The sequence below is a fragment of the Mesorhizobium australicum genome, from assembly GCF_900177325.1.
GTDB lineage: Bacteria > Pseudomonadota > Alphaproteobacteria > Rhizobiales > Rhizobiaceae > Mesorhizobium_A > Mesorhizobium_A australicum_A.
Genome location: NZ_FXBL01000004.1, coordinates 553357 through 572231, shown reverse-complemented (window position 1 = coordinate 572231; position 18875 = coordinate 553357). Strand labels below are relative to the sequence as shown.

The 18875-nt window shown below is 63.3% G+C and carries 18 protein-coding genes; 17 read left to right on the top strand and 1 reads right to left on the bottom strand.

What is annotated here, in order from left to right; genetic code table 11:
- Positions 1–40: 40 nt before the first annotated feature.
- The 10 genes from B9Z03_RS05135 (at position 41) to B9Z03_RS05090 (ending at position 12077) form a co-directional block, all read left to right on the top strand.
- A complete protein-coding gene (locus B9Z03_RS05135) occupies positions 41–1423 on the top strand; it encodes a phosphotransferase family protein (protein WP_085463199.1) in 1383 nt (460 codons plus the stop codon).
- Positions 1420–2382, top strand: coding sequence for a DUF7065 domain-containing protein (locus tag B9Z03_RS05130; protein WP_085463198.1), 963 nt, complete (start codon positions 1420–1422; stop codon positions 2380–2382). Before B9Z03_RS05135 ends, B9Z03_RS05130 begins: the two co-directional genes overlap by 4 nt.
- Positions 2383–2387: 5 nt before the next feature.
- Positions 2388–3593, top strand: coding sequence for a CaiB/BaiF CoA transferase family protein (locus B9Z03_RS05125; RefSeq protein WP_085467507.1), 1206 nt, complete (start codon positions 2388–2390; stop codon positions 3591–3593).
- Positions 3574–5619, top strand: a complete 2046-nt coding sequence (locus B9Z03_RS05120; protein ID WP_085463197.1) for a hydantoinase/oxoprolinase family protein — start codon at positions 3574–3576, stop codon at positions 5617–5619. The genes B9Z03_RS05125 and B9Z03_RS05120 overlap by 20 nt, the downstream gene beginning before the upstream one ends.
- Positions 5616–7376, top strand: a complete 1761-nt coding sequence (locus B9Z03_RS05115) for a hydantoinase B/oxoprolinase family protein (RefSeq protein WP_085463196.1) — start codon at positions 5616–5618, stop codon at positions 7374–7376. Before B9Z03_RS05120 ends, B9Z03_RS05115 begins: the two co-directional genes overlap by 4 nt.
- A gap of 45 nt (positions 7377–7421) precedes the next feature.
- On the top strand, positions 7422–8645 hold the full coding sequence (locus B9Z03_RS05110) for an ABC transporter substrate-binding protein (protein WP_176247433.1): 1224 nt from the start codon (positions 7422–7424) through the stop codon (positions 8643–8645).
- Between the two features lie 79 nt (positions 8646–8724).
- The gene (locus B9Z03_RS05105; RefSeq protein WP_176247432.1) at positions 8725–9615 is read left to right on the top strand and encodes a branched-chain amino acid ABC transporter permease; all 891 of its coding nucleotides are present in this window, start codon (positions 8725–8727) and stop codon (positions 9613–9615) included.
- Positions 9602–10633 carry a branched-chain amino acid ABC transporter permease gene (locus tag B9Z03_RS05100; protein ID WP_176247431.1) on the top strand — a complete coding sequence of 344 codons (1032 nt, stop codon included), beginning with the start codon at positions 9602–9604 and terminating at the stop codon, positions 10631–10633. Before B9Z03_RS05105 ends, B9Z03_RS05100 begins: the two co-directional genes overlap by 14 nt.
- Complete coding sequence (locus B9Z03_RS05095; RefSeq protein WP_085463192.1) at positions 10630–11355, top strand: ABC transporter ATP-binding protein; 726 nt, start codon at positions 10630–10632, stop codon at positions 11353–11355. The genes B9Z03_RS05100 and B9Z03_RS05095 overlap by 4 nt, the downstream gene beginning before the upstream one ends.
- Positions 11352–12077, top strand: coding sequence for an ABC transporter ATP-binding protein (locus B9Z03_RS05090; RefSeq protein ID WP_085463191.1), 726 nt, complete (start codon positions 11352–11354; stop codon positions 12075–12077). The genes B9Z03_RS05095 and B9Z03_RS05090 overlap by 4 nt, the downstream gene beginning before the upstream one ends.
- A gap of 412 nt (positions 12078–12489) precedes the next feature.
- On the opposite strand, the gene B9Z03_RS29745 is transcribed toward B9Z03_RS05090, so the two are convergent.
- Entirely contained in the window at positions 12490–12657 is a 168-nt protein-coding gene (locus tag B9Z03_RS29745) for a hypothetical protein (protein ID WP_176247430.1), read from the bottom strand.
- A gap of 51 nt (positions 12658–12708) precedes the next feature.
- On the opposite strand from B9Z03_RS29745, the gene B9Z03_RS05085 reads away from it, so the two are divergent.
- The 7 genes from B9Z03_RS05085 to napE all read left to right on the top strand — a co-directional run bounded on the left by B9Z03_RS05085 (position 12709) and on the right by napE (position 18875).
- Positions 12709–12990: a hypothetical protein gene (locus tag B9Z03_RS05085; protein ID WP_085463190.1), complete on the top strand. Its 282-nt coding sequence runs from the start codon at positions 12709–12711 to the stop codon at positions 12988–12990.
- 194 nt (positions 12991–13184) lie between these two features.
- The gene (locus tag B9Z03_RS05080; RefSeq protein WP_085463189.1) at positions 13185–14537 is read left to right on the top strand and encodes a tyrosine-type recombinase/integrase; all 1353 of its coding nucleotides are present in this window, start codon (positions 13185–13187) and stop codon (positions 14535–14537) included.
- Positions 14538–14877: 340 nt separating this feature from the next.
- Positions 14878–15981, top strand: a complete 1104-nt coding sequence (nirK, locus tag B9Z03_RS05075) for a copper-containing nitrite reductase (RefSeq protein WP_085463188.1) — start codon at positions 14878–14880, stop codon at positions 15979–15981.
- 37 nt (positions 15982–16018) lie between these two features.
- Positions 16019–16942: an SUMF1/EgtB/PvdO family nonheme iron enzyme gene (locus B9Z03_RS05070; RefSeq protein WP_244561666.1), complete on the top strand. Its 924-nt coding sequence runs from the start codon at positions 16019–16021 to the stop codon at positions 16940–16942.
- Between the two features lie 11 nt (positions 16943–16953).
- The gene (locus B9Z03_RS05065) at positions 16954–17328 is read left to right on the top strand and encodes a hypothetical protein (protein WP_139832172.1); all 375 of its coding nucleotides are present in this window, start codon (positions 16954–16956) and stop codon (positions 17326–17328) included.
- On the top strand, positions 17328–18563 hold the full coding sequence (locus tag B9Z03_RS05060; RefSeq protein WP_085463186.1) for an NnrS family protein: 1236 nt from the start codon (positions 17328–17330) through the stop codon (positions 18561–18563). Before B9Z03_RS05065 ends, B9Z03_RS05060 begins: the two co-directional genes overlap by 1 nt.
- A 114-nt stretch (positions 18564–18677) precedes the next feature.
- Positions 18678–18875, top strand: coding sequence for a periplasmic nitrate reductase, NapE protein (gene napE / locus B9Z03_RS05055; RefSeq protein ID WP_085463185.1), 198 nt, complete (start codon positions 18678–18680; stop codon positions 18873–18875).

Genomic DNA, 18875 nt, shown 5'->3' with positions numbered 1-18875 from the left:
ATGAGGTGTCAAAGCTTAATCAGGGTGGAAATCACGACCGATGAGAGATGCCGGTGTCTCGGATGCTGCAGGTTCGGCTGCGCTCACTGTAGAGCGCGATCTGGCCGCATGGGTCGAGGCCGAGACGGGCGGCACCATTGCCGACTGGCATCAGATTTCGGGTGGAAACCGCGCCAGATCCTGGGCAGTGAAGCTCAATGGCGCAGCGTCGGTTTATCTGCGTTACCAGGCGCCGCGTCTGCCGTCGGCCGAACCATATACGGTATGGCGCGAGGCTGAGATTTACAGGGCGCTTAACGGGTCCGACGTGGTTGCACCTCGACTGCTTGGCGTTCACGACCGCCACCAGGCCATCATAACCGAACTGAAGCCGGGCCGGGCCGACTTTCGGTCACTGCGCGACGACCGGGAAAAGCAGGCGATCGCCTTTGACTTTGTTGCCGCGCTCGCCGCGATCCACCGAATTGACTTGGCCCAGTCGCCGATCCCGGGTTTCCGGCCGGGGATGAGCATGAGCGACTGCGTCCGCGCGGAACTCGATGTGTGGGCGGCCATGTATTCGGAAGTCGCCCAACCCGATCCGCTCACCGAGTTCGCGCTCGATTGGCTCTATGGAAATCTGCCTGATCCCGACGAACGGCCCGTGCTTGTCCATGGCGATGCTGGTCCCGGAAACTTCCTGTTCGACGGCGGACGTATGACCGGTCTGATCGACTGGGAACTCGCCCATGCGGGCGATCCGATGGAAGACCTCGCATGGTTCTCGATGCGAAGTGTCATGGAACCCGTGCCTGATTTCATCGCCTGCGTGCGCCAGTATGAGAAGTTGGCGCGGCGATCAGTCGATCTGCAGCGCATCCTCTATCACCGCGTCTTCGTGTCGGCGCGCGTCGTCATTATCCGCCACCGCAACGTGACTGGACTTCCCGGAAATTCGATCGTGTCCCGGGCGCTGAACAGGCGGCTTCTGGTCGATGCACTGGCGGAAGCAATGCAGACCGACTTGCCAAAGCTGCCTCCGCTGAACGTCGAGGAGACAGCACAGGGTGAGTTTTACGACGGCGTGATCCAGTCTCTGCGCGATGACGTGGCGGACGTATCCATGGACGCATCCGTGCGATCGGCAGCCAAGAACAATGCCAAAGTCATCAAATATCTGCGGGAAGTGGATCGGCTCGGCCCGATGGTCGAGACAAACGAACGTGCGGCGCTTCAGACCGCACTCGGAGAGCCGGTCGAGAATGTTGCGATAGGGCGGGCGCAGTTGCTGGCGAAACTCCGCGGTAAGGACATCCCGTTCGGCGCGGCCTTGAGCTATTTCCACAATATCGTGACGCGCGACAATCAGATGGCGGCCCTGGCGTCAGGCGGCCTCGCGTCGCGTCACCTGCCGGACCTCAGCAAACTCAGGAGTGCTACATGACCGCCGCAGCAGATACGGGTGTCAGCGCCCGCGACGACGGCTTGCATTTCGCGGACATGAGCGATCGCTGGTGGATCACGGAGACCGCGTGGTTCGCCTTCTGCAATCCAGAGCGGAAGCTCGGCGGCTGGATCTACAACATGTTCCGGCCGAATATCGGCACGATCGCCGGGGGAGCGTGGGTCTGGGACGACACGGCGAGCGTGCCGTGGGAAGTGCCGTATTCTGCCAACTACACGGCGCTGCGCATCCCGGAAAATGCCGATCTGAACGATATCTCGCTGCCGACGGGCGTGAGGCTGAAGACGCTCGTCCCGCTGACCAAATACAAGCTCGGCTTCGAGGATGAGGACCGTCTATCGATCGACCTGACCTATAATGCCGTCATGCCGCCGCGCCCGATGCGCAAGCCGGACTCGTCATTCCAGAAGCTCAGCCATTTCGACCAGTTCGGTCGCGTGACCGGCTCGATCAAGCTCCACGGCGAGGTGATCGATATCGACTGCTATGCGATCCGTGACCGCAGCTGGGGTCCACGTCCCGAGCATCGGCCGGGCCAGAGCGCCTATGTGACCGGCATCGCCTCGCCGGACGACGCCTTTCTGGCCGTCACCAAATGGAACGATCCCAACTACGCGATCTCCTACGGCTTCATGATCAGGGACGGAAAGATCGGCGACATCGTTTCCGGCAAGCGCAGCGTGACGCGCGATCCTGCGACCGGATATGTCACCTACATCACTATCGAAGGACGCGATGAATTCGGCCGCGACCTGCACGCGGTCGGCAAGCGGTTGTCCGGCATCGTCCTGAACCGGCACTCCTTCATCGATTCCAACGGTCTGATCGAGTGGTCGATCAACGGCAAGACCGGCCATGGCGAGGACCAAGACATGTGGCCGGTCTACGCATGGTCTGCCATGCGCCGCGACGCGCGCAGGGCGGGAGGCGTGTCTTGAGCGTCATGCCAGACATCCAGGGCCAGCCGCTGGTCGGCGTGACGGTTGTGGATCTCAGCCAGATCTACAACGGACCTTACGCGACGTTCCTGATGGCGGCCGCGGGGGCGCGGGTGATCAAGATCGAGCCGCCTGGCGGCGAGCCTCTGCGCCGTCGTGGCGTAGTCGGTGGCGCTGCGCTGCCGTTCGCGATGCTGAATGGTTGTAAGGAGTGCGTTGTGCTGGACCTCAAGAGCGAGGCGGGCAAGGACGCCTTGCTGGCGATGGTACGTCAGGCCGATGTGCTGGTCGAGAACTACGCCCCGGGCACGATGGACCGTCTGGGCCTTGGTTCGGCGACGCTTCAGGCCCTCAATCCACGACTGATCTACGCGTCGAGCTCGGGTTTTGGCAGCGATGGACCCTATGCAAAATATCCGGCGATGGACCTGACCGTCCAGGCGATGTCGGGTGTGATGGACACGACCGGTTTTCCCGATCGCCCGCCGGTCAAGGCCGGGCCCGCTCTATGCGATTTCTTCGCAGGCGTACATCTCTATGGCGCGGTCATGACTGCCTTGTTTGAGCGCGAACGCACGGGCGTCGCCAGGCGTCTAGAAGTGGCGATGCAGGATGCCGTCTACGCGTCGCTGAGCTCCAGCCTCGGTATGCACTGGGGCAACCAGGGCAAGCAGAATGCGCCGCCGCCGCGCACAGGAAACCGGCACGGCGGCATGGCCGAGAGCCCCTACAATGTCTATCCGACCAGCGACGGATACATCGCCATCATCTGCGTCGGCGACGTGCATTGGGCGAACCTTGCACATGCGATGGGGCGGCCCGATCTGCCGACCGATCCACGATTTGCCGGCCTGAAACAGCGGGTCGCGGCCATGGATGAAGTCGACGCGATCGTCAGCGGCTGGACGTCGATCCATACCAAGGCTGACGCGTTCCGTATCCTGATGGACAACAAGGTGCCCTGCGCGCCCGTGCGCAATCTCGACGAGGTCATGAACGATCCCAACATGCATGCGCGCGGCGCATTGCAGTGGCAGGACCATCCTGATCTGGGTCGTATTGTCGTCCAGCATTCACCCATGCGCTACGCCGACTCGCCGCTGGTCGAGCTGAGACCGAGCCGAGCGCTTGGCCGAGACACCGACGCGGTGGTCGAGGAATTCGCCGGTGGCGACTTGCCCGTCCCCGCGCATGCATCACGCAAGTCCTAGGATTGGATCGATGGCTGGAATCGTAGGCATCGATGTCGGCGGAACGTTTACCGACCTGTTCTTTTCAGGGCCGGACGGCATATCAGTGCTTAAGGTCCCTTCCACCCCGGACGATCCGTCGCGAGGCCTGATCGACGCGATCGATGCGGCGGGCCTGACTGCCGCCGACCTGGATGTCATCCTGCACGGAACGACGATTGCGACCAACGCCGTCATCGAGCGGCGCGGAGCACGCTGCGCATTGGTGACGACGAAGGGCTTCCGGGATGTCCTTGAACTCGGTCGCCGTGATCGCCGCGCGATGTATGGGCTGACCGGAACGCAAGACCCGCTTATTCCGCGCAGAATGCGCTGGGAGATCTCCGAGCGGACCAATCATCACGGTGAGGTCATCACACCACTGAACGACGACGAAGTGCGGGCGTTGGCGCGTGCATTGAAGGGCGAAGGCCTCGAAGCCGTCGTCATCTCTTTCCTGCATTCCTACACTTATCCCGAGCACGAAATTACCGCCAAGCGGATATTCCTTGAGGAAAGCGCGGACTGGCAAGTCATCACCTCGCATGAGGTCGTGCGGGAGTATTATGAGTTCGAGCGGACCAGCACGGCGACGGTCCAGGGCTATCTGCAGCCGCTCGTGTCGCGCTATTCCAAGAATCTCAGCGCCAAGCTGGCGCAGAAGAACTTCGACCGGCAGACCCTCGTCATGCAATCCAATGGCGGCCTCGTGCCGCTGCGCCAGCTGTCGGCAAAGGCTGCGAATATGGTCCGGTCAGGTCCTGCCGCAGGCGTGATGGCCGCAGCCAGGATTGCTGGCGAGGCGGGTTTCAACTCGGTCATTACGGGCGATATGGGCGGCACCAGCTACGACGTCGCAGTCGTGGTCGATGGTGTCCCGCAGATCGCGGATATGACTGAGCTCGACTTCCGCATTCCGCTCCGCTTGCCGATGATCGACGTCCATACGATCGGCGCGGGAGGTGGGTCGATTGCCTATCTCGACCGTGGCGGCATTCTGCAGGTTGGCCCGCGCAGCGCGGGCGCCGTGCCGGGGCCGATCTGCTTCGGACGCGGTGGCACCGAGCCGACGGTGACCGACTGCAATGCCGTGCTCGGCCGCATCAATGCCGATCATCCGATTGGTCTCAAGCATCTCTCCCGGCTCGATATCGAGCCGGCGAGTAAGGCCTTGGCGCGCCTCGGGGAACCGCTTGGCCTCGGCGTCGAGGAAACCGCCGAAGCGGTGCTGACGCTGGTCAACCATGTGATGGCGCGCCGCACACGCCTTCTGACCATCGAGCGCGGGCTCGACCCGCGTGATTTCGCGCTCGTCATCTTCGGCGGTGCGGGTCCACTCCACGGGGCGGCAGTGATGCGGGAAGTTGGGATCCGGACCATGCTCCTGCCTCCATATCCCGGCGTGCTGTGCGCGCTTGGCTGCGCTGTCGCCGACATGCGCTATGATTTGTCCCTGACGGTCGAACGTCCGCTGGCTGAAGTCGATCCGACAACCCTGCGATCGGCCTTTGCCGAACAGCGAGCGGCAGGTCTCAAGCAGATCGCTGACAGCGGCGTCGACATGGCCAGCACCGTCATCCGCCATGCGGTCAACATGTCATATGTCGGTCAGATTCACAGCCTGCGGGTTGCCGTCGAGGCCGATTGGTCGCTAGAAAGACTGCGCGAGGCATTCGAGGAAACCTACCGCGCCGAGAACGGCTCGACGCTCGGCGACATTCCGGTCGCACTGGTCGGGGCGATGACGACGGTCGAGGGCATTCGGCATAAGCCCGCAAATCAAGTGGCTGAGACAGAGATAAAGCGTCCGGCCGAGCCAACAGGCCATCGCAATGTCCATTTCCGCAAGTGGATGCGCACGCCGATCTATGATCGCGCCAGCTTCCAGCCGGGCATGACCCTGACCGGCCCTGCGATCATCGAACAGGCCGACACGACCACCGTGATCGAGCCAGGTATGGCAGCCGTCGTCGACCGCTTCTCAAACGTGCTTGTGGAGGTGGCATGATGGACGCTGTGACGCTTGCCGTCGTGCGCGGCGCCCTTGAACAGATCGTAGACGAGATGGATCTCAACCTGATCCATGCAGCGCTATCCCCGATCATTTCGGAAACCAATGACTGCGCGCACGGACTCTATGACGCCAGGACCGGCGAGACGATCGCGCAGGGTGGGTACGGCCTGCCGATGTTCCTGGCAAACATGCAGTTCACCGTCCAGCGTATCATCCCTGTGGTCGAGGCGGCGGGCGGGTTCAAGCCAGGCGATATCTGGATCACTAACGATCCATATCTGTCGGGAACCCATCTCAACGACGTCATCCTGATCTCCCCGCATTTCGTCGACGGCGAACTGTTCGCCCTGTTCGCGAATACCGGGCACTGGATGGACATGGGCGGCTCAGCCCCTGGCGGATGGGTCCCGACCGCGACGGAAATCCATCAGGAGGGGATCGTGATCCCGCCGCTGAAGCTGCTGGAGGGCGGGCGTCGCAACGATGGCGTCGTCGCCATGATTACCGCCAATGTGCGCCTGCCGCAGCAACTGCTCGGCGACATGGCGGCAATGATCAATGTGTTTGCAATCGGCCGTCGCGGTCTGGACGATCTTGTCGCGCGGTATGGCGTCGACACCCTTCGCGTGTGCATCGCGGAGATGATGGCGCGGTCCGAAGCGGACATGCGCTCCTACATCGCCGAGATTCCCGACGGCTCGTATGAACTGATCGACTACTTCGACAATGACGGCGTCGTCGACCAGCGGCTCGAGGTCAAGCTGAAGCTCGTCGTCGAGGGATCCGACCTACATTTCGATTTCACGGGCACGGTCGGTCCGGCCGTCGGCCCGATGAACATCTCCGACGCGACGACGCGTTCGCTCTGCTTCGTGGCGTTGAAGCACGTCTTCCCGGAGGTTCCCGTCAATGGTGGTGCCTTCCGACCGACAAGCTTCACCATCCCGGATCGTTCGATCCTGGCTGCAAGCTACCCGTCGGCCGTCGGCGGTACGACCGACGTGACGCAGCGTGTGGTCGATCTCGTGTTCGGCACCCTTGCCCAGGCCATTCCCGACAAGACGCCGGCGGCTCCGTTCGGCACGACCGGTGTTGTGAGCGTCTCCGGGCACCATCCTGACAGCGGCCGCTACTACGTCGCGGTCTATCCCTATCCGGGCGGCTATGGCGGATCGCGCGCGTCTGACGGCCTCGTCAATGGAACGCCGCCCGGCTCGATGGCGAAGTTCATGTCTGTCGAGATGTCCGAACATCGCTACCCGGTGCATTTCGAGTATTTCGCGATCCGCGAAGGGTCCGCTGGACATGGCGAGCATCGCGGCGGCTGCGGCACCGCTTATGGCATTGCGACAGACGCGGACGCGGTCGTGTCAATCCTCGGCGACCGCGTCGATCATGCGCCGTTCGGCGTGCAGGGCGGGGGACCAGCGGCACCGAACAAGGTCGAGCTGCGGACGGATGGCAAGACCTGGATTCCGCCGATGCGCTCCAAGGCGACCAAGGTCAACTTTCACAAGGGCGACGCCATGCATCTTGGCTCGCCCGGCGGCGGGGGCTTTGGAAGCCCGATGCTGCGCGACCCGCGCCTGATCGAGGACGATTTGAACGACGGGCTGATCGACCTTCAAACTGCCTGCGACATCTACGGCGTGGTCGTTGCCGACACCCGAACAATTCTCGATCGGACAGTTTACCGCGTCGATGGCGAGGCGACCCGTGCGCACAGGGAGAGCCGACGCACCGCAGCTTGAGCATGCATTGAAGTTACGTTGTTAACGGGAGGAAACAGCATGAAAATGAATCGCAGACAGCTTGGCGGGCTCGCACTGGCGAGTCTCGCAACCACCATAGCCCCCACCGCGCTATTGGCACAGGACGGCCCGATCAAGATCGGAGCGGTCAACCCGTATTCTGGCGCGATGGCGCAATATGGCGACGAGGTAACTCGCTGCTATGAACTCGCCGCCAATTGGGTCAACGCCAAGGGCGGCGTGCTTGGGCGGAAGATCGAAATCGTTCGCGGCAACGCCACGTCCGCGCAGGAAGCGATCGGCGCGATCGAGCAGTTGGTCGGTCGCGACAAGGTCGACATGCTCGTCGGCACCTATGTCAGCGCCATTTCCAATGCCGCGAGCGAGAGCGCGCTGATCTATGAGAAGCTCTACTGGGAGACCAACGCTCTTGCGTTGAACCTGACTGAGCGCGGTCTGCCCAACTATGCGCGTTCGGGTCCGTCGAGCAACCAGTTCGCTGCCGTTTCGGTCGATGCCGTCGGCAAGCTGGTCGCTGAAAAGCTCGGAAAGGCGGCGAAGGATCTTAACATCTTCATCGAGCATGAAGACAGCGCCTATGGCACCTCGATCATGAAGGAACAGGTGCGTCTGTTCGAGGAGGCGGGACTGAAGCCGACCGTCGGCGCGCACAGCGCCAAGGCCATCGATGTGACGGACAGCATCCTGCGCGCCAAGGGCGCCAATCCGGACATCTGGATCAACACCGGCTATGTCGGCGATACCAACCTTCTGCTTCGCGCGGCGCGCGATCAGGGCTTCAAGCCGCCGGTGATCATGCTGATGGGCGTTGGCGACACGGTGGAGACGCGTGACGCGCTCGGCGCGGAATATCTCGAGGGCGTGCTGCTGGTCTCCTATGCGCGGCCTGACGTCAATCCGGCCTATGGCAAGGGCGCAGCCGAGTTCCTGAAGCTCTACAAGGAAGCCTATGGCCGCGACCCGATCGCACCGCAGGGCATGAACGCCTTCGTCGGCATGAAGATCCTGTTCGAATCGATCGAGGCCGCGAAGTCGACTAAGTTCGACGCCATCATCGAAGCGGCGAAGACACTGGACCAGCCGGCTGGCTCCTACGAGACGGGCTATGGCGTCAAGTTCGATGACACCATGCAGAACGTTCGCGCGCTGCCGGTCATTGCGCAATGGCAGGGCGGGGCCGTCAAGGCGATCTACCCGGTCGAAGCGGCGGCGGAAGGAACCTCGATCGTCAATCTCCCAAGGGCTTGACCCTCACCTCGACATGCGCCGCCTCCGCGTGGCGCATGTCCTTTCCGGAACGAATGCCGAGGTTCGAAGTGGGAACGCAATGACCGAATTGCTGAACATCCTGGCCGTGGGGCTGCTGCTGGGCGGCATCTATGCCCTCGTGGCCGTGGGCCTGAACCTAATCTTCGGCGTCATCCGCGTCGTCAATTTCGCGCAGGGCGAATTCGTCATGTTGGGCATGTATGGGGCCTATGCCGCGCAACTCGCGGCCGGCCTCGACCCATATATCGCGCCGATCGTCGTCGTGCCTCTGCTCTTCCTGCTCGGATGCCTGATCTACGGCGTCATCCTGCGCCCGTTGCAAGGTGAACCGATGATGCAGGTCTTTGCGACCTTCGGCCTGCTGATGGTGCTCGAAAACACCATTCTCGCGGTGACCCGCGGCATCACCTACAGCGTGGATTCGGTCGTGACCGGCATAGCGGTCGAGATCGGCCCCGTCTTCGTCGGCCTACCGCGCCTTCTCGTGCTGGCGGCTGCGACCATCGTCACCTTCGCGCTAGGCTGGTATCTGCGGTCCGCGCTGAACGGCAAGGCCATACGCGCCGTCGCGCAAGACCGCACAGCCGCGCGTCTGATGGGCATCAATGTCGAGCGGATCTATGTGCTGACCTTCGGCATCGGAACCGCACTGGCGGGTCTCGCCGGCTGCCTGCTGTCGCCGCTCTATACGATGTCGCCGCAGATCGGCATGAACTTCATCATGCCGGCCTTCGCCGTTGTGGTGCTGGGCGGTCTGGGCAGTGTCGCCGGCGCGTTTGTCGGCGGCTTCATCGTTGGGCTGACGGAAGCGTTTGCGGGCTATTACATCGACCCGGCGCTCAAGCATGCGGTCCTGTTCTTTGTATTCATCACAGTTCTCGTCGTTCGCCCGTCCGGGTTGTTCGGCGTGGCAGGCGCGGAAGAGGTGGGCCTCCGTGAGCAACACTGACATCGCTGCCCATGCGCCGCCGCGCGCGTCCGACATCAATGTGCCTACGCTGGCGACCGAACTGCCATGGCTGGCGGCGGCCGTCGCCGGGTGCCTCGCGCTGACATTCGCATTCACCGGCAACAGTTTCGCCCTCAACATACTTGCGACCGCCTTCCTCTTCGGCGGTCTGGCGACTGCCTGGAACATCATCGGCGGGCTGGGCGGGCAGTTCTCGCTCGGCCACAGCGTCTTCTTCGCCATCGGCGCCTATACGACCGGAAACGTCGTCCTGGGCTATGCCTTGTCGCCATGGCTTGCGCTGGTGCCGGGGATGGCGATGGCCGCCGCATTCGGCGCAGCCGTGTCGTGGCCGGTGTTCCGGTTGCGCGGACCATTCTTCGCCATCGCGACCATGGCGCTGACCGAGGTCATGCTGGCGCTGGCGATGTATTTCGAGTCGATCACCGGAGGCGCGCCCGGACTGTCGATCCCGTTCAAGCTCGGCTTCGCCAACATGATCTTCCGCGACCGGATGAGCTACGCGTTCCTGATGCTCGGTTTCCTTGCTGTGACGCTTTTGGTCTTCGCCATCATCCGCCACAGCCGGCTGGGCTATTCCCTGCAGGCGATCCGCGACAATGAGGATACGGCTGAGGCCGCAGGTATCGATGTGCTGCGCAGCAAGCTTGTCGCCATGGCGATCAGCGCTGCGCTGACCGCGGCAGGCGGCTGCCTCTACATCATGTATGTCCGGGTGGTCGATCCGCCGTCGCTGTTCTCGCTCTTCGATGTCGGAGTGAAGATCGCGCTGATCGCGCTGATCGGCGGCATTGGCACGACCTACGGCCCGCTGCTCGGCGCGCTGCTGATCATTCCGCTTGAAAACTACCTGCGCGCCGAAATGGGTGGCGTGTTTCCGGGCAGCAATCTCATCGTCCTCGGTGCGATTCTTGTCGTCACGGCGCTCTACCTGCGGAAGGGTGTCTTCGGGGCTGCGTCATCGCTTGTCGGCTCTTGGCGGAGCAAACGCCAATGAGTGCGCCCCTGTTGCAGGTTCGGGACGTCTCCAAGGCCTTTGGCGGCCTGCGCGCCGTCGACAGCGTCAGCTTCGATGTGTCGCCGGGCGAGATCATATCGATCATCGGGCCGAATGGCGCCGGCAAGACGACGCTGTTCAATCTCCTGACGGGGCAATTGGTGCCGACCTCGGGAAGCATCGAGTATCTCGGCGAGGATATCGGGCAGCTGAAGCCGCACCATCGGGCGCGGCTGGGGTTCGGCCGCACGTTCCAGATCTCGCAGACGCTGATGTCGATGACCGTCCTCGAAAACGCGATGGTCGGGGGCTTTCTCCACCACAGGGGTGTGCGTGACGCAGCCGAGCGTGCACGCCAGACGCTCGAAATGGTCGGGCTTGAACAGCATGCCGGGCGCAAATCCGGCGAACTCACGCTTGGCGGACGGCGCAGGCTGGAGGTGGCGCGCGCACTGGCGATGGACCCGAAGCTGGTGCTTCTGGACGAGGTTATGGCCGGTCTGAACCAGACCGAGGTGCAGGAGGTTCTCGACCTCGTCATTCGCCTCAATGCGGGCGGCACGACCTTTCTGGTCGTCGAGCACAATCTGAAGGTCGTCCGGGCATTTTCGCGCCGTGTGATCGTGCTCAACCGCGGCAAGATGCTGGCTGAAGGAAGCGCAGACGAGGTTCTCGGCAACGAGGAAGTGGTTGAGGCATATGTCGGAAAGCGACGCGCATGAGCGGGACCGTCCATCTGGAATTGTCCGGCGTCAATGCCGGCTATCGCGCGGCGAGCGTGCTCCACGATATGTCGTTCGCGGTGGAAACCGGCGAAATCGCAGCAATCGTCGGCGCCAATGGTGCGGGCAAGTCGACGCTTCTGGGAACCATCGCCGGGTTGGTTCGCCCGACGACGGGAAAAATCAGATTCGATGGCACCGAGATACAAAACCATCGTGCACACGATCTGCCGGAACGCGGGCTGGTGCTGGTGCCGGAAGGCGGAAAACTGTTCCCGTTCATGACGGTCGCCGAAAATCTGACGCTGGGTGCCTACACGCCAAAGGCGCGCGGGGCGATTGCCAGCCGCATGGAGGAGATTTGTGAAATCTTCCCGATCCTGAAGGAACGCCGGGACCAACTGGCCGGCCGCCTGTCGGGAGGCGAGCGGCAGATGTGCGCGATCGGCCGGGCCCTGATGAGCAGTCCAAGCATGCTGATGCTGGACGAGCCGTCCGTCGGCCTGTCGCCGCTGATGACGGAACGTGTGCTCGAAACCGTGGCACGGCTAGCGAAGGAAGAAAACCTGACGGTCCTGATTGTCGAACAACGCGTGACCGAAGTGCTCGAAATCGCCGACCGCGCACATATTCTCGATCATGGTCGTATCGTTAAGTCCGACCGCGCCCAAACGCTGTTGCACAACAAGGACGTCAGGCAGACATATATGGGGCTCAACTGACTTAACACAACTTTGGCAGCGGGGTCGTGGAACCTGGCGGGTTTTTCACCAAGTTCGACACCGAACGGCGCAGGAACGAGACGCGCTGCCTAAAGGTTTGCGGGATGCGCACACCTCCTCCATTACTACCCGGACTTAACGTGTTCCCGGCAGGGCTGACATGAGCTGTTCGATCCAACGAAAGTTTGTTGGGGCAGGCATCGCGAAACGAGGAAGAGCGATACCCAAGACGCGAAATGATCGCGTCTTTACTTGCGTGGTATGGAGAAGCGTGGACGGCGCGCGCGGTGGCCTCTTCGCAAGACATCGTTTGGGGTCGAACGAGACGCAATCCGCCTCTCGGGCCCGGACGACGTGGCCGATTTCCGCAGTTGCGGTCGCGTACCACACCATGCTGGCGCCTATGGCGACTTCAGAACAGCATCAGCTTCGGTGACAGATTGACCGCCTCGCTGCGGATGACGGTGCCGACGAACGCTTCTTCGATCTGCCTGCGCTTAGCGGCCGGCCAGCACTCGAGATGGGCCGGCGACACGAAGAAATTCTCGGCACGGTCGACCAGCATGTGCGAAAGCACCAATAGACGCTCCTCCCCGCTTTTCAGGAAGATCGTCGCGACATAGCGCCGGGCTTGGCCGGACTGCTCGACGCTGCGCCGGCCGAACTTTCCTTTACCGACGACGTTCTCGCGCGCTTCGCGGATCTGATGCGCAGCAAGATCTCGGAGGGCGAGATCTCGCTGCGCAAGCGCTACCTGAAGACGCTCATCGCACGCGTGGTCGTCGGCGAGAAGACGATCCGCATCGAGGGCGAGCGCTCGGCCTTAGCTCAGTCGCTGGCGGACCAGCGTTCCGTGTCCGACGTTCGCAGATGTGTTCCGAAGTGGCGCACCCGACAAGATTCGAACTTGTGACCTTTGCCTTCGGAGAATGGATAATCGGTTCCGCCGAAACTATCCAATTCTATCCGATTGCGCGCTATGTCACTGAATTTACAAAGCAAATTTGAATTCGACTACCGCAAGGACTACGACGGGGTGGCCGAAACACTACCCTGCCGTGCTTACGCTTTGCTTACGCGCGGAATCTTTCAAGGAGGCGCCCGAGCATGGCGAAGCTGACCAAACGAACCGTCGATACCTCTATAGTCAAATCCTCGGACTACGTCATCTGGGACGATGAACTGCCAGGTTTCGGGTTGCGCGTCTTCGCCTCGGGGAGGCGAAGCTATGTTGTACAGTATCGCGCTGCCGGTCGCTCGCGTCGCTACACGATCGGCCTGCATGGCGTTTGGACGCCCGAGGAAGCCAGGCGTGAGGCAAAAGTTCTGCTCGGTCAGGTCGCTAAGGGTGGAAATCCCGCCGAGGAACGCAAGCTGGATCGCGAGGCGATCACCGTCAAGGAGCTATGCACCCGCTACCTCGAAGATCTGGGGAACGGCCTTGTGCTCGGCAAGCGAGGGCGACCGAAGAAGGCCACGACGATCTCCACCGATGTGGGACGCATCGTGCGGCACATCATCCCCCTGCTCGGCAACCGAAGGGTACGAGACCTGGCCAAGTCCGACATAACGCAGGCCATGAAGGACATCATGGCGGGCAAGACGCGTGCGAACGTCAAGACCGACAAGTTGCGCGGGCGCGCAATCGTTCGCGGTGGAGCCGGCACGGCAGCCCGGACGATCGGTCTTTTCGGCGGCATTCTTACCTATGCGGTGGAACTCGGCATCATCGACCAGAACCCAGTGCATGGCGTGCGCAAGCCCAAGGACCAGGTCAACGCCCGCCGTCTCAGCGAGCAGGAATACCGCACGCTCGGTGATGTCCTGCGAAAGGCGCTCGAGAACAGGCAGTACGAGACTACTGCAGAAATGATCCGGGTGATTGCCCTGACAGGCTGCCGGCGTAGCGAAGTCATCGGTCTGCGTTGGGGCGAGGTCGATATCGAGGGCAGTTGCCTGCGTCTGGCAGACAGCAAGGAGGGAGCGTCGGTGCGTCCGACCGGCCTGCCAGTCTTGGAATATCTCGAGGCGCGCCGCGAAGAGGAGCAGGATGCTGAGGACTTCGTATTTCCCGGCTGGGAGGATGGCACTCCATTTGGGAGCTTCCCGAGACAGTGGACGAAGTTGCTCAAGGACACTGACTTGGCCGACATCACGCCGCATGTTCTGCGGCACAGCTTCGCCAGCATCGGCAATGACCTTGGGTTCACCGAGGCAACCATCGCCGCCCTGATTGGGCATTCACGAGGCTCGGTGACCAGCCGTTATATTCATACAGTGGACACTGCTCTCATCATGGCGGCTGACAGCATCGCTGGTTACATTCAGGGTCTGCTGGCCGGCGTCGCGTTCACGCACACAGCCTATGCGCTCGATAGAGATTCCAGGAAGGCGGCACTTGCTCACTTCCTTGGACAAACAAAACCGGGAGCGGGCGAGATAGGCCACGCTGCCGCCTAGCGGGAACGACTTTCTCGATCGACCGGCGTTGCAATTTCGAAGGTAACGGCGGCCAGGCTTGTTGCCAGCATCACATCGCCGCGAGCGAGATTACCTTGTTCATGGGGTCTCCAAAAATAGTTGCAGGGCGAAGGGGCTTCCCGCCTGTCGCGCGCCCAGTCGATCCGTCGGCTTCCCTGTCCAACCTACCGCGTCATATGAAGAAGTCTTACGCGACGACAACTTCCTAGTGCGTCCCGACTTGGAAAGTGCGGCCAGTTTGTGGAAGCGCAAAGATCGCGAGCTTGCCCGGGCGTAGCCTCTCCTCATCGACAACGAACGATCGAAAAGGAGAACCGCCATGTTCACGCGTCGCCAGGCACTCTTGGGAGCGGCCGCCGCCGCGATGCTGGCAGCCATGCCGCCCCTCGCAGCCGCTGCCAACGAATCGGAGATCGCGGGACTTCCGCGCGAGAAGGTCACGCTCGTCGCGCCGCCTTACGTGCACGCCCACGAGCAGGTCGCCACGGGCGGGCCGAAGGTGGTCGAGTTCACCATGCCGATCGTGGAGAAGAAGGTCGTCATCGACGACGAGGGCACGGAGTTCCAGGCCATGACCTTCAACGGTTCGATGCCCGGCCCGATGATGGTCGTGCACGAGGGCGACTACGTCGAACTGACGCTGATTAACCCTGAGACGAACTCGATGCCACACAACATCGACTTCCATGCCGCCACAGGCGCGCTCGGCGGCGGAGCGCTGACGCTGATCAATCCCGGCGAGCAGGTGAAGCTTCGCTTCAAGGCGACCCGCAGCGGCACCTTCGTCTACCATTGCGCTCCCGAAGGCGCGATGATCCCTTGGCACGTCGTGTCGGGCATGAGCGGCACGATCATGGTGCTGCCGCGCGACGGCCTGAAGAACGAGAAGGGCGAGCCGGTCCGCTACGACCGGGCGTTCTACATCGGCGAGAACGACTTCTACGTGCCCCGCGACGAGGACGGCAACTTCAAGACCTACGAGAGCCACGGCGACTCTTACGCCGACACGCTCGAGGTGATGAAAGGCCTGATCCCCACCCACGTCGTCTTCAACGGCGCGAAGGGGGCGCTGACGGGCGACAATGCCATGAAGTCGAAGGTCGGAGAGACGGTGCTGATCGTCCACAGCCAGGCCAACCGCGACACGCGGCCCCACCTGATCGGAGGCCATGGCGACTATGTCTGGGAAGAGGGCAAGTTCGCCAACCCGCCCGCCAAGGACCTGGAGACCTGGTTCATCCGCGGCGGCTCGGCGGGAGCGGCGCTCTACACCTTCCTCCAGCCGGGGGTCTACGCCTACGTGAACCACAACCTCATCGAGGCCGTGGAACTCGGAGCGACCGCGCACTTCCTGGTCGAAGGCGAGTGGAACGACGACCTGATGAAGCAGGTCGAAGCGCCCGGGCCGATCCCGGTGAACTGAGCTTCGCCAACCGAACCTCAAGCGAGCGGCGGTCCGGATGTCCGGGCCGCCCATCGAGGACAAGGTCATGCATCTCCATCTCTACGAAGCGGCCGTCGGCGCGGCGGCAGCCCTTGCGGTGCCTGCGGCCATCATGGGCATCAGCGCAGAACCCCAAAGGCTTTCCCTGCACGAGGTGCGCCCCACGGTGGAGATCGTGGAGACGGTCCTCGATTTTGCATTGCCCGGCGAGTTCCTCGCGGGCGGAACTCCGGCAGCAGCTCCCGTGGAAAAGAAGGCTGTCCCGGCATTCCTGATCATGAAGCAGCAGGTGAGCCTGGCCGACTACGGCGTCTGCGTCGCCGATGGCGCATGCGATCCGGCGGATGCCGTCCCGACACACGCGGACGTGCCCGTCACCGGGGTCAGCTTCCTCGACGCCGAGGCCTATGCCCGCTGGTATTCGAAAGCCACGGGGCAGACCTGGCGGCTGCCGTCGGCGGTCGAGGCCGCCGCCGCGGCCGCCGAACGGTTTGGCGGGGAATCCTTTTCGGCGGCGGCCGACGATGCCGCAAATCCTTCCGTGCGGTGGCTGCGGCGCTACCGAGAGGAGGCGGCGGCGAAACGACCCGCCGATCCGCAACCGAAGCCGCGCGGCCACTACGGCCCGAACACCCGCGGCATCGAGGACTTCGGCGGCAACGTCTGGGAGTGGACGGCGACCTGTTATGCGCGGACCACGCTCTCCGCCGACGGTTCTATCGAAAGCATCACGGACAACTGCGGGGTGCACGTGCTCGAGGGACGGCACCGCGCCTACATGTCGAACTTCGTCCGCGACGGAAAGAGCGGCGGCTGTGCCGTCGGCACGCCGCCGGAGAACCTGGGCTTCCGTCTCGTCCGCGACGAGGATTCGGTGATCGCCAAGGCAAGGAACTGGCTGCGCGGCGCTTTCCGCTCCGCCATGCACGACGCCGCCTGAAGGAACATGCCATGAGAACGAGATTGCGGGCCTCGCTCGCCGAAACCTTGCCTGCGGGCAACAAAACCGTCGTCGAGCGGCTGCGGCGGGGCCTCGCCGAGGCAGGCCTCGACTGCAACTGCCGCGAGGCTGCCAACGACGTGCTCGACCGGGCAGGCCTGGAAGAAGAACTCGTGCGGCGCGCGGGCGGTCTCGCGGATGCGCGGAAGATGCGCGACGCGATCGTGATCGTTCTCGCCCTGCTGGGCGAGCTGGACGAGCTCATGCCTGACGAGCCGGACCGCAGCGCGTTCCACGAGATCGCGGGCCTGTTCCAGGACGTCGCTGACTTCGCCGCCTACGGGGCGACGGCTGCCATCAGGGCCGCCGGACAGGGGAACGCGTGATGGGCACCGCGACCGCATCCGACCGCTCGGTTCCGAGGGCCGCGCTCAAGTCCGGGGACCTGTCGAGGGACGGCCGAGGCCGCATCCGCGAAATGCCGCCGATCCTCCATTATGGCTTTCGGCCATTCTTCTTTCTCGCCGCGCTTCACGCCGGACTGGCGGTCCCGGTCTGGCTCGGCGCCTACTTCGGCGGCTTCGACATCGGCGGCCCGTTCGGCGGCATGCACTGGCACGCCCACGAGATGCTGTTCGGCTACCTGTCCGCCGTCATCGCGGGTTTCGTCCTCACCGCAATCCCCAACTGGACGGGAAGGCTACCGCTGAGCGGGATGCCGCTCGCCGTGCTCGTAGGCCTCTGGCTGGCCGGGCGGGCGGCATGCCTGGCTTCGCCCGATCCCTGGATCGCGATGGCGGTCGACCTGGCGTTTCCGGCCGCGCTCGCCTTCGCGATCTGGCGCGAGGTCACGGCGGGCAAGAACTGGAAGAACGCGCCAGTGGCGGTGATGATCACGCTGTTCGGCGTAGCCAACGCGGCAGACCATCTGGCCAGTGCGGGTTTCGTCGACCACGAACTTGGCCAGCGCCTGGCCTTGGCCGCTGCCGGAATGCTCATCGCGCTCATCGGGGGGCGCATTGTGCCCAGCTTCACCCGGAACTGGCTCGTGAAGGAGGGCGCAGCGCATCTTCCCGAGCCTTTCGGCAGGCTCGACAAAGCAGCGCTTGCCGCCACTGCCGCCGCGGTGCTCGGGTGGGTGGTGATGCCCCACAGCGCGCTCGTCGGCGTGCTGCTGTTCGCCGCCGGAGCGCTGCTCGCCGTGCGCCTCTTCCGCTGGCGCGGTGTGGCTACGATGCGCGAGCCGATCCTGCTCGTGCTGCATGTCGGCTATGGATGGCTGGCCGTCTCCTTCGCGCTGCTCGGTCTCTCGACCTTGCTGCCAGACGCGGTTCCTCACTCGGCCGCCCTGCACGCATTGACCGCAGGCGCCGTGGGCACCATGACGCTTGCCGTCATGACCAGGGCGAGCCTTGGCCACACGGGACGGGCGATCGTTGCCGACCGCTACGTCATTGCCACGTATGCGATGGTGTCGGCCGGAGCCATGCTGCGCGTCGCCGCCCCCTTCGCGGGAGACTGGTACGCCCATGTGCTAAGCTGCGGCGGCGCGCTCTGGGCTGGGGCCTTCCTGCTCTTCGCGGTGCGCTACGCCCCGATCCTCTGGGGACGGCGGGCTTGAGCAACAGGTCATGCTTCCGTTCCGATCGTATAACGATGGACATCTGAGAATGCTGGGTTAGTATTTTCTACGTATCGGCATGATGCCGAGTCCCAGGCCCATGATGAGGAGGTCATGACCCAGGACATCCGGGAGGCGACAGCATCGGCGGACATCCCGCCCGCGAAGACGCGGCGGCGGGAACTCTTGACTTTCCTGGTCCTGGCCTTCGGCATCTGGCCCGTCGTCGCGGTGGGCGTCGTGGGCGGCTACGGCTTCCTTGTCTGGATGTATCAGATCGTCTTCGGCCCGCCCGGGCCTCCGGGAGGCTGA

What these genes read in the sequence shown, in the direction of transcription:
- B9Z03_RS05135 (WP_085463199.1), top strand. Translation starts at nt 41, where the DNA reads ATGAGAGATGCCGGTGTCTCGGATGCTGCAGGTTCGGCTGCGCTCACT.
- B9Z03_RS05130 (WP_085463198.1), top strand. Translation starts at nt 1,420, where the DNA reads ATGACCGCCGCAGCAGATACGGGTGTCAGCGCCCGCGACGACGGCTTG.
- B9Z03_RS05125 (WP_085467507.1), top strand. Translation starts at nt 2,388, where the DNA reads ATGCCAGACATCCAGGGCCAGCCGCTGGTCGGCGTGACGGTTGTGGAT.
- B9Z03_RS05120 (WP_085463197.1), top strand. Translation starts at nt 3,574, where the DNA reads ATGCATCACGCAAGTCCTAGGATTGGATCGATGGCTGGAATCGTAGGC.
- B9Z03_RS05115 (WP_085463196.1), top strand. Translation starts at nt 5,616, where the DNA reads ATGATGGACGCTGTGACGCTTGCCGTCGTGCGCGGCGCCCTTGAACAG.
- B9Z03_RS05110 (WP_176247433.1), top strand. Translation starts at nt 7,422, where the DNA reads ATGAATCGCAGACAGCTTGGCGGGCTCGCACTGGCGAGTCTCGCAACC.
- B9Z03_RS05105 (WP_176247432.1), top strand. Translation starts at nt 8,725, where the DNA reads ATGACCGAATTGCTGAACATCCTGGCCGTGGGGCTGCTGCTGGGCGGC.
- B9Z03_RS05095 (WP_085463192.1), top strand. Translation starts at nt 10,630, where the DNA reads ATGAGTGCGCCCCTGTTGCAGGTTCGGGACGTCTCCAAGGCCTTTGGC.
- B9Z03_RS05090 (WP_085463191.1), top strand. Translation starts at nt 11,352, where the DNA reads ATGAGCGGGACCGTCCATCTGGAATTGTCCGGCGTCAATGCCGGCTAT.
- B9Z03_RS05080 (WP_085463189.1), top strand. Translation starts at nt 13,185, where the DNA reads ATGGCGAAGCTGACCAAACGAACCGTCGATACCTCTATAGTCAAATCC.
- nirK (WP_085463188.1), top strand. Translation starts at nt 14,878, where the DNA reads ATGTTCACGCGTCGCCAGGCACTCTTGGGAGCGGCCGCCGCCGCGATG.
- B9Z03_RS05070 (WP_244561666.1), top strand. Translation starts at nt 16,019, where the DNA reads ATGTCCGGGCCGCCCATCGAGGACAAGGTCATGCATCTCCATCTCTAC.
- B9Z03_RS05065 (WP_139832172.1), top strand. Translation starts at nt 16,954, where the DNA reads ATGAGAACGAGATTGCGGGCCTCGCTCGCCGAAACCTTGCCTGCGGGC.
- B9Z03_RS05060 (WP_085463186.1), top strand. Translation starts at nt 17,328, where the DNA reads ATGGGCACCGCGACCGCATCCGACCGCTCGGTTCCGAGGGCCGCGCTC.
- napE (WP_085463185.1), top strand. Translation starts at nt 18,678, where the DNA reads ATGACCCAGGACATCCGGGAGGCGACAGCATCGGCGGACATCCCGCCC.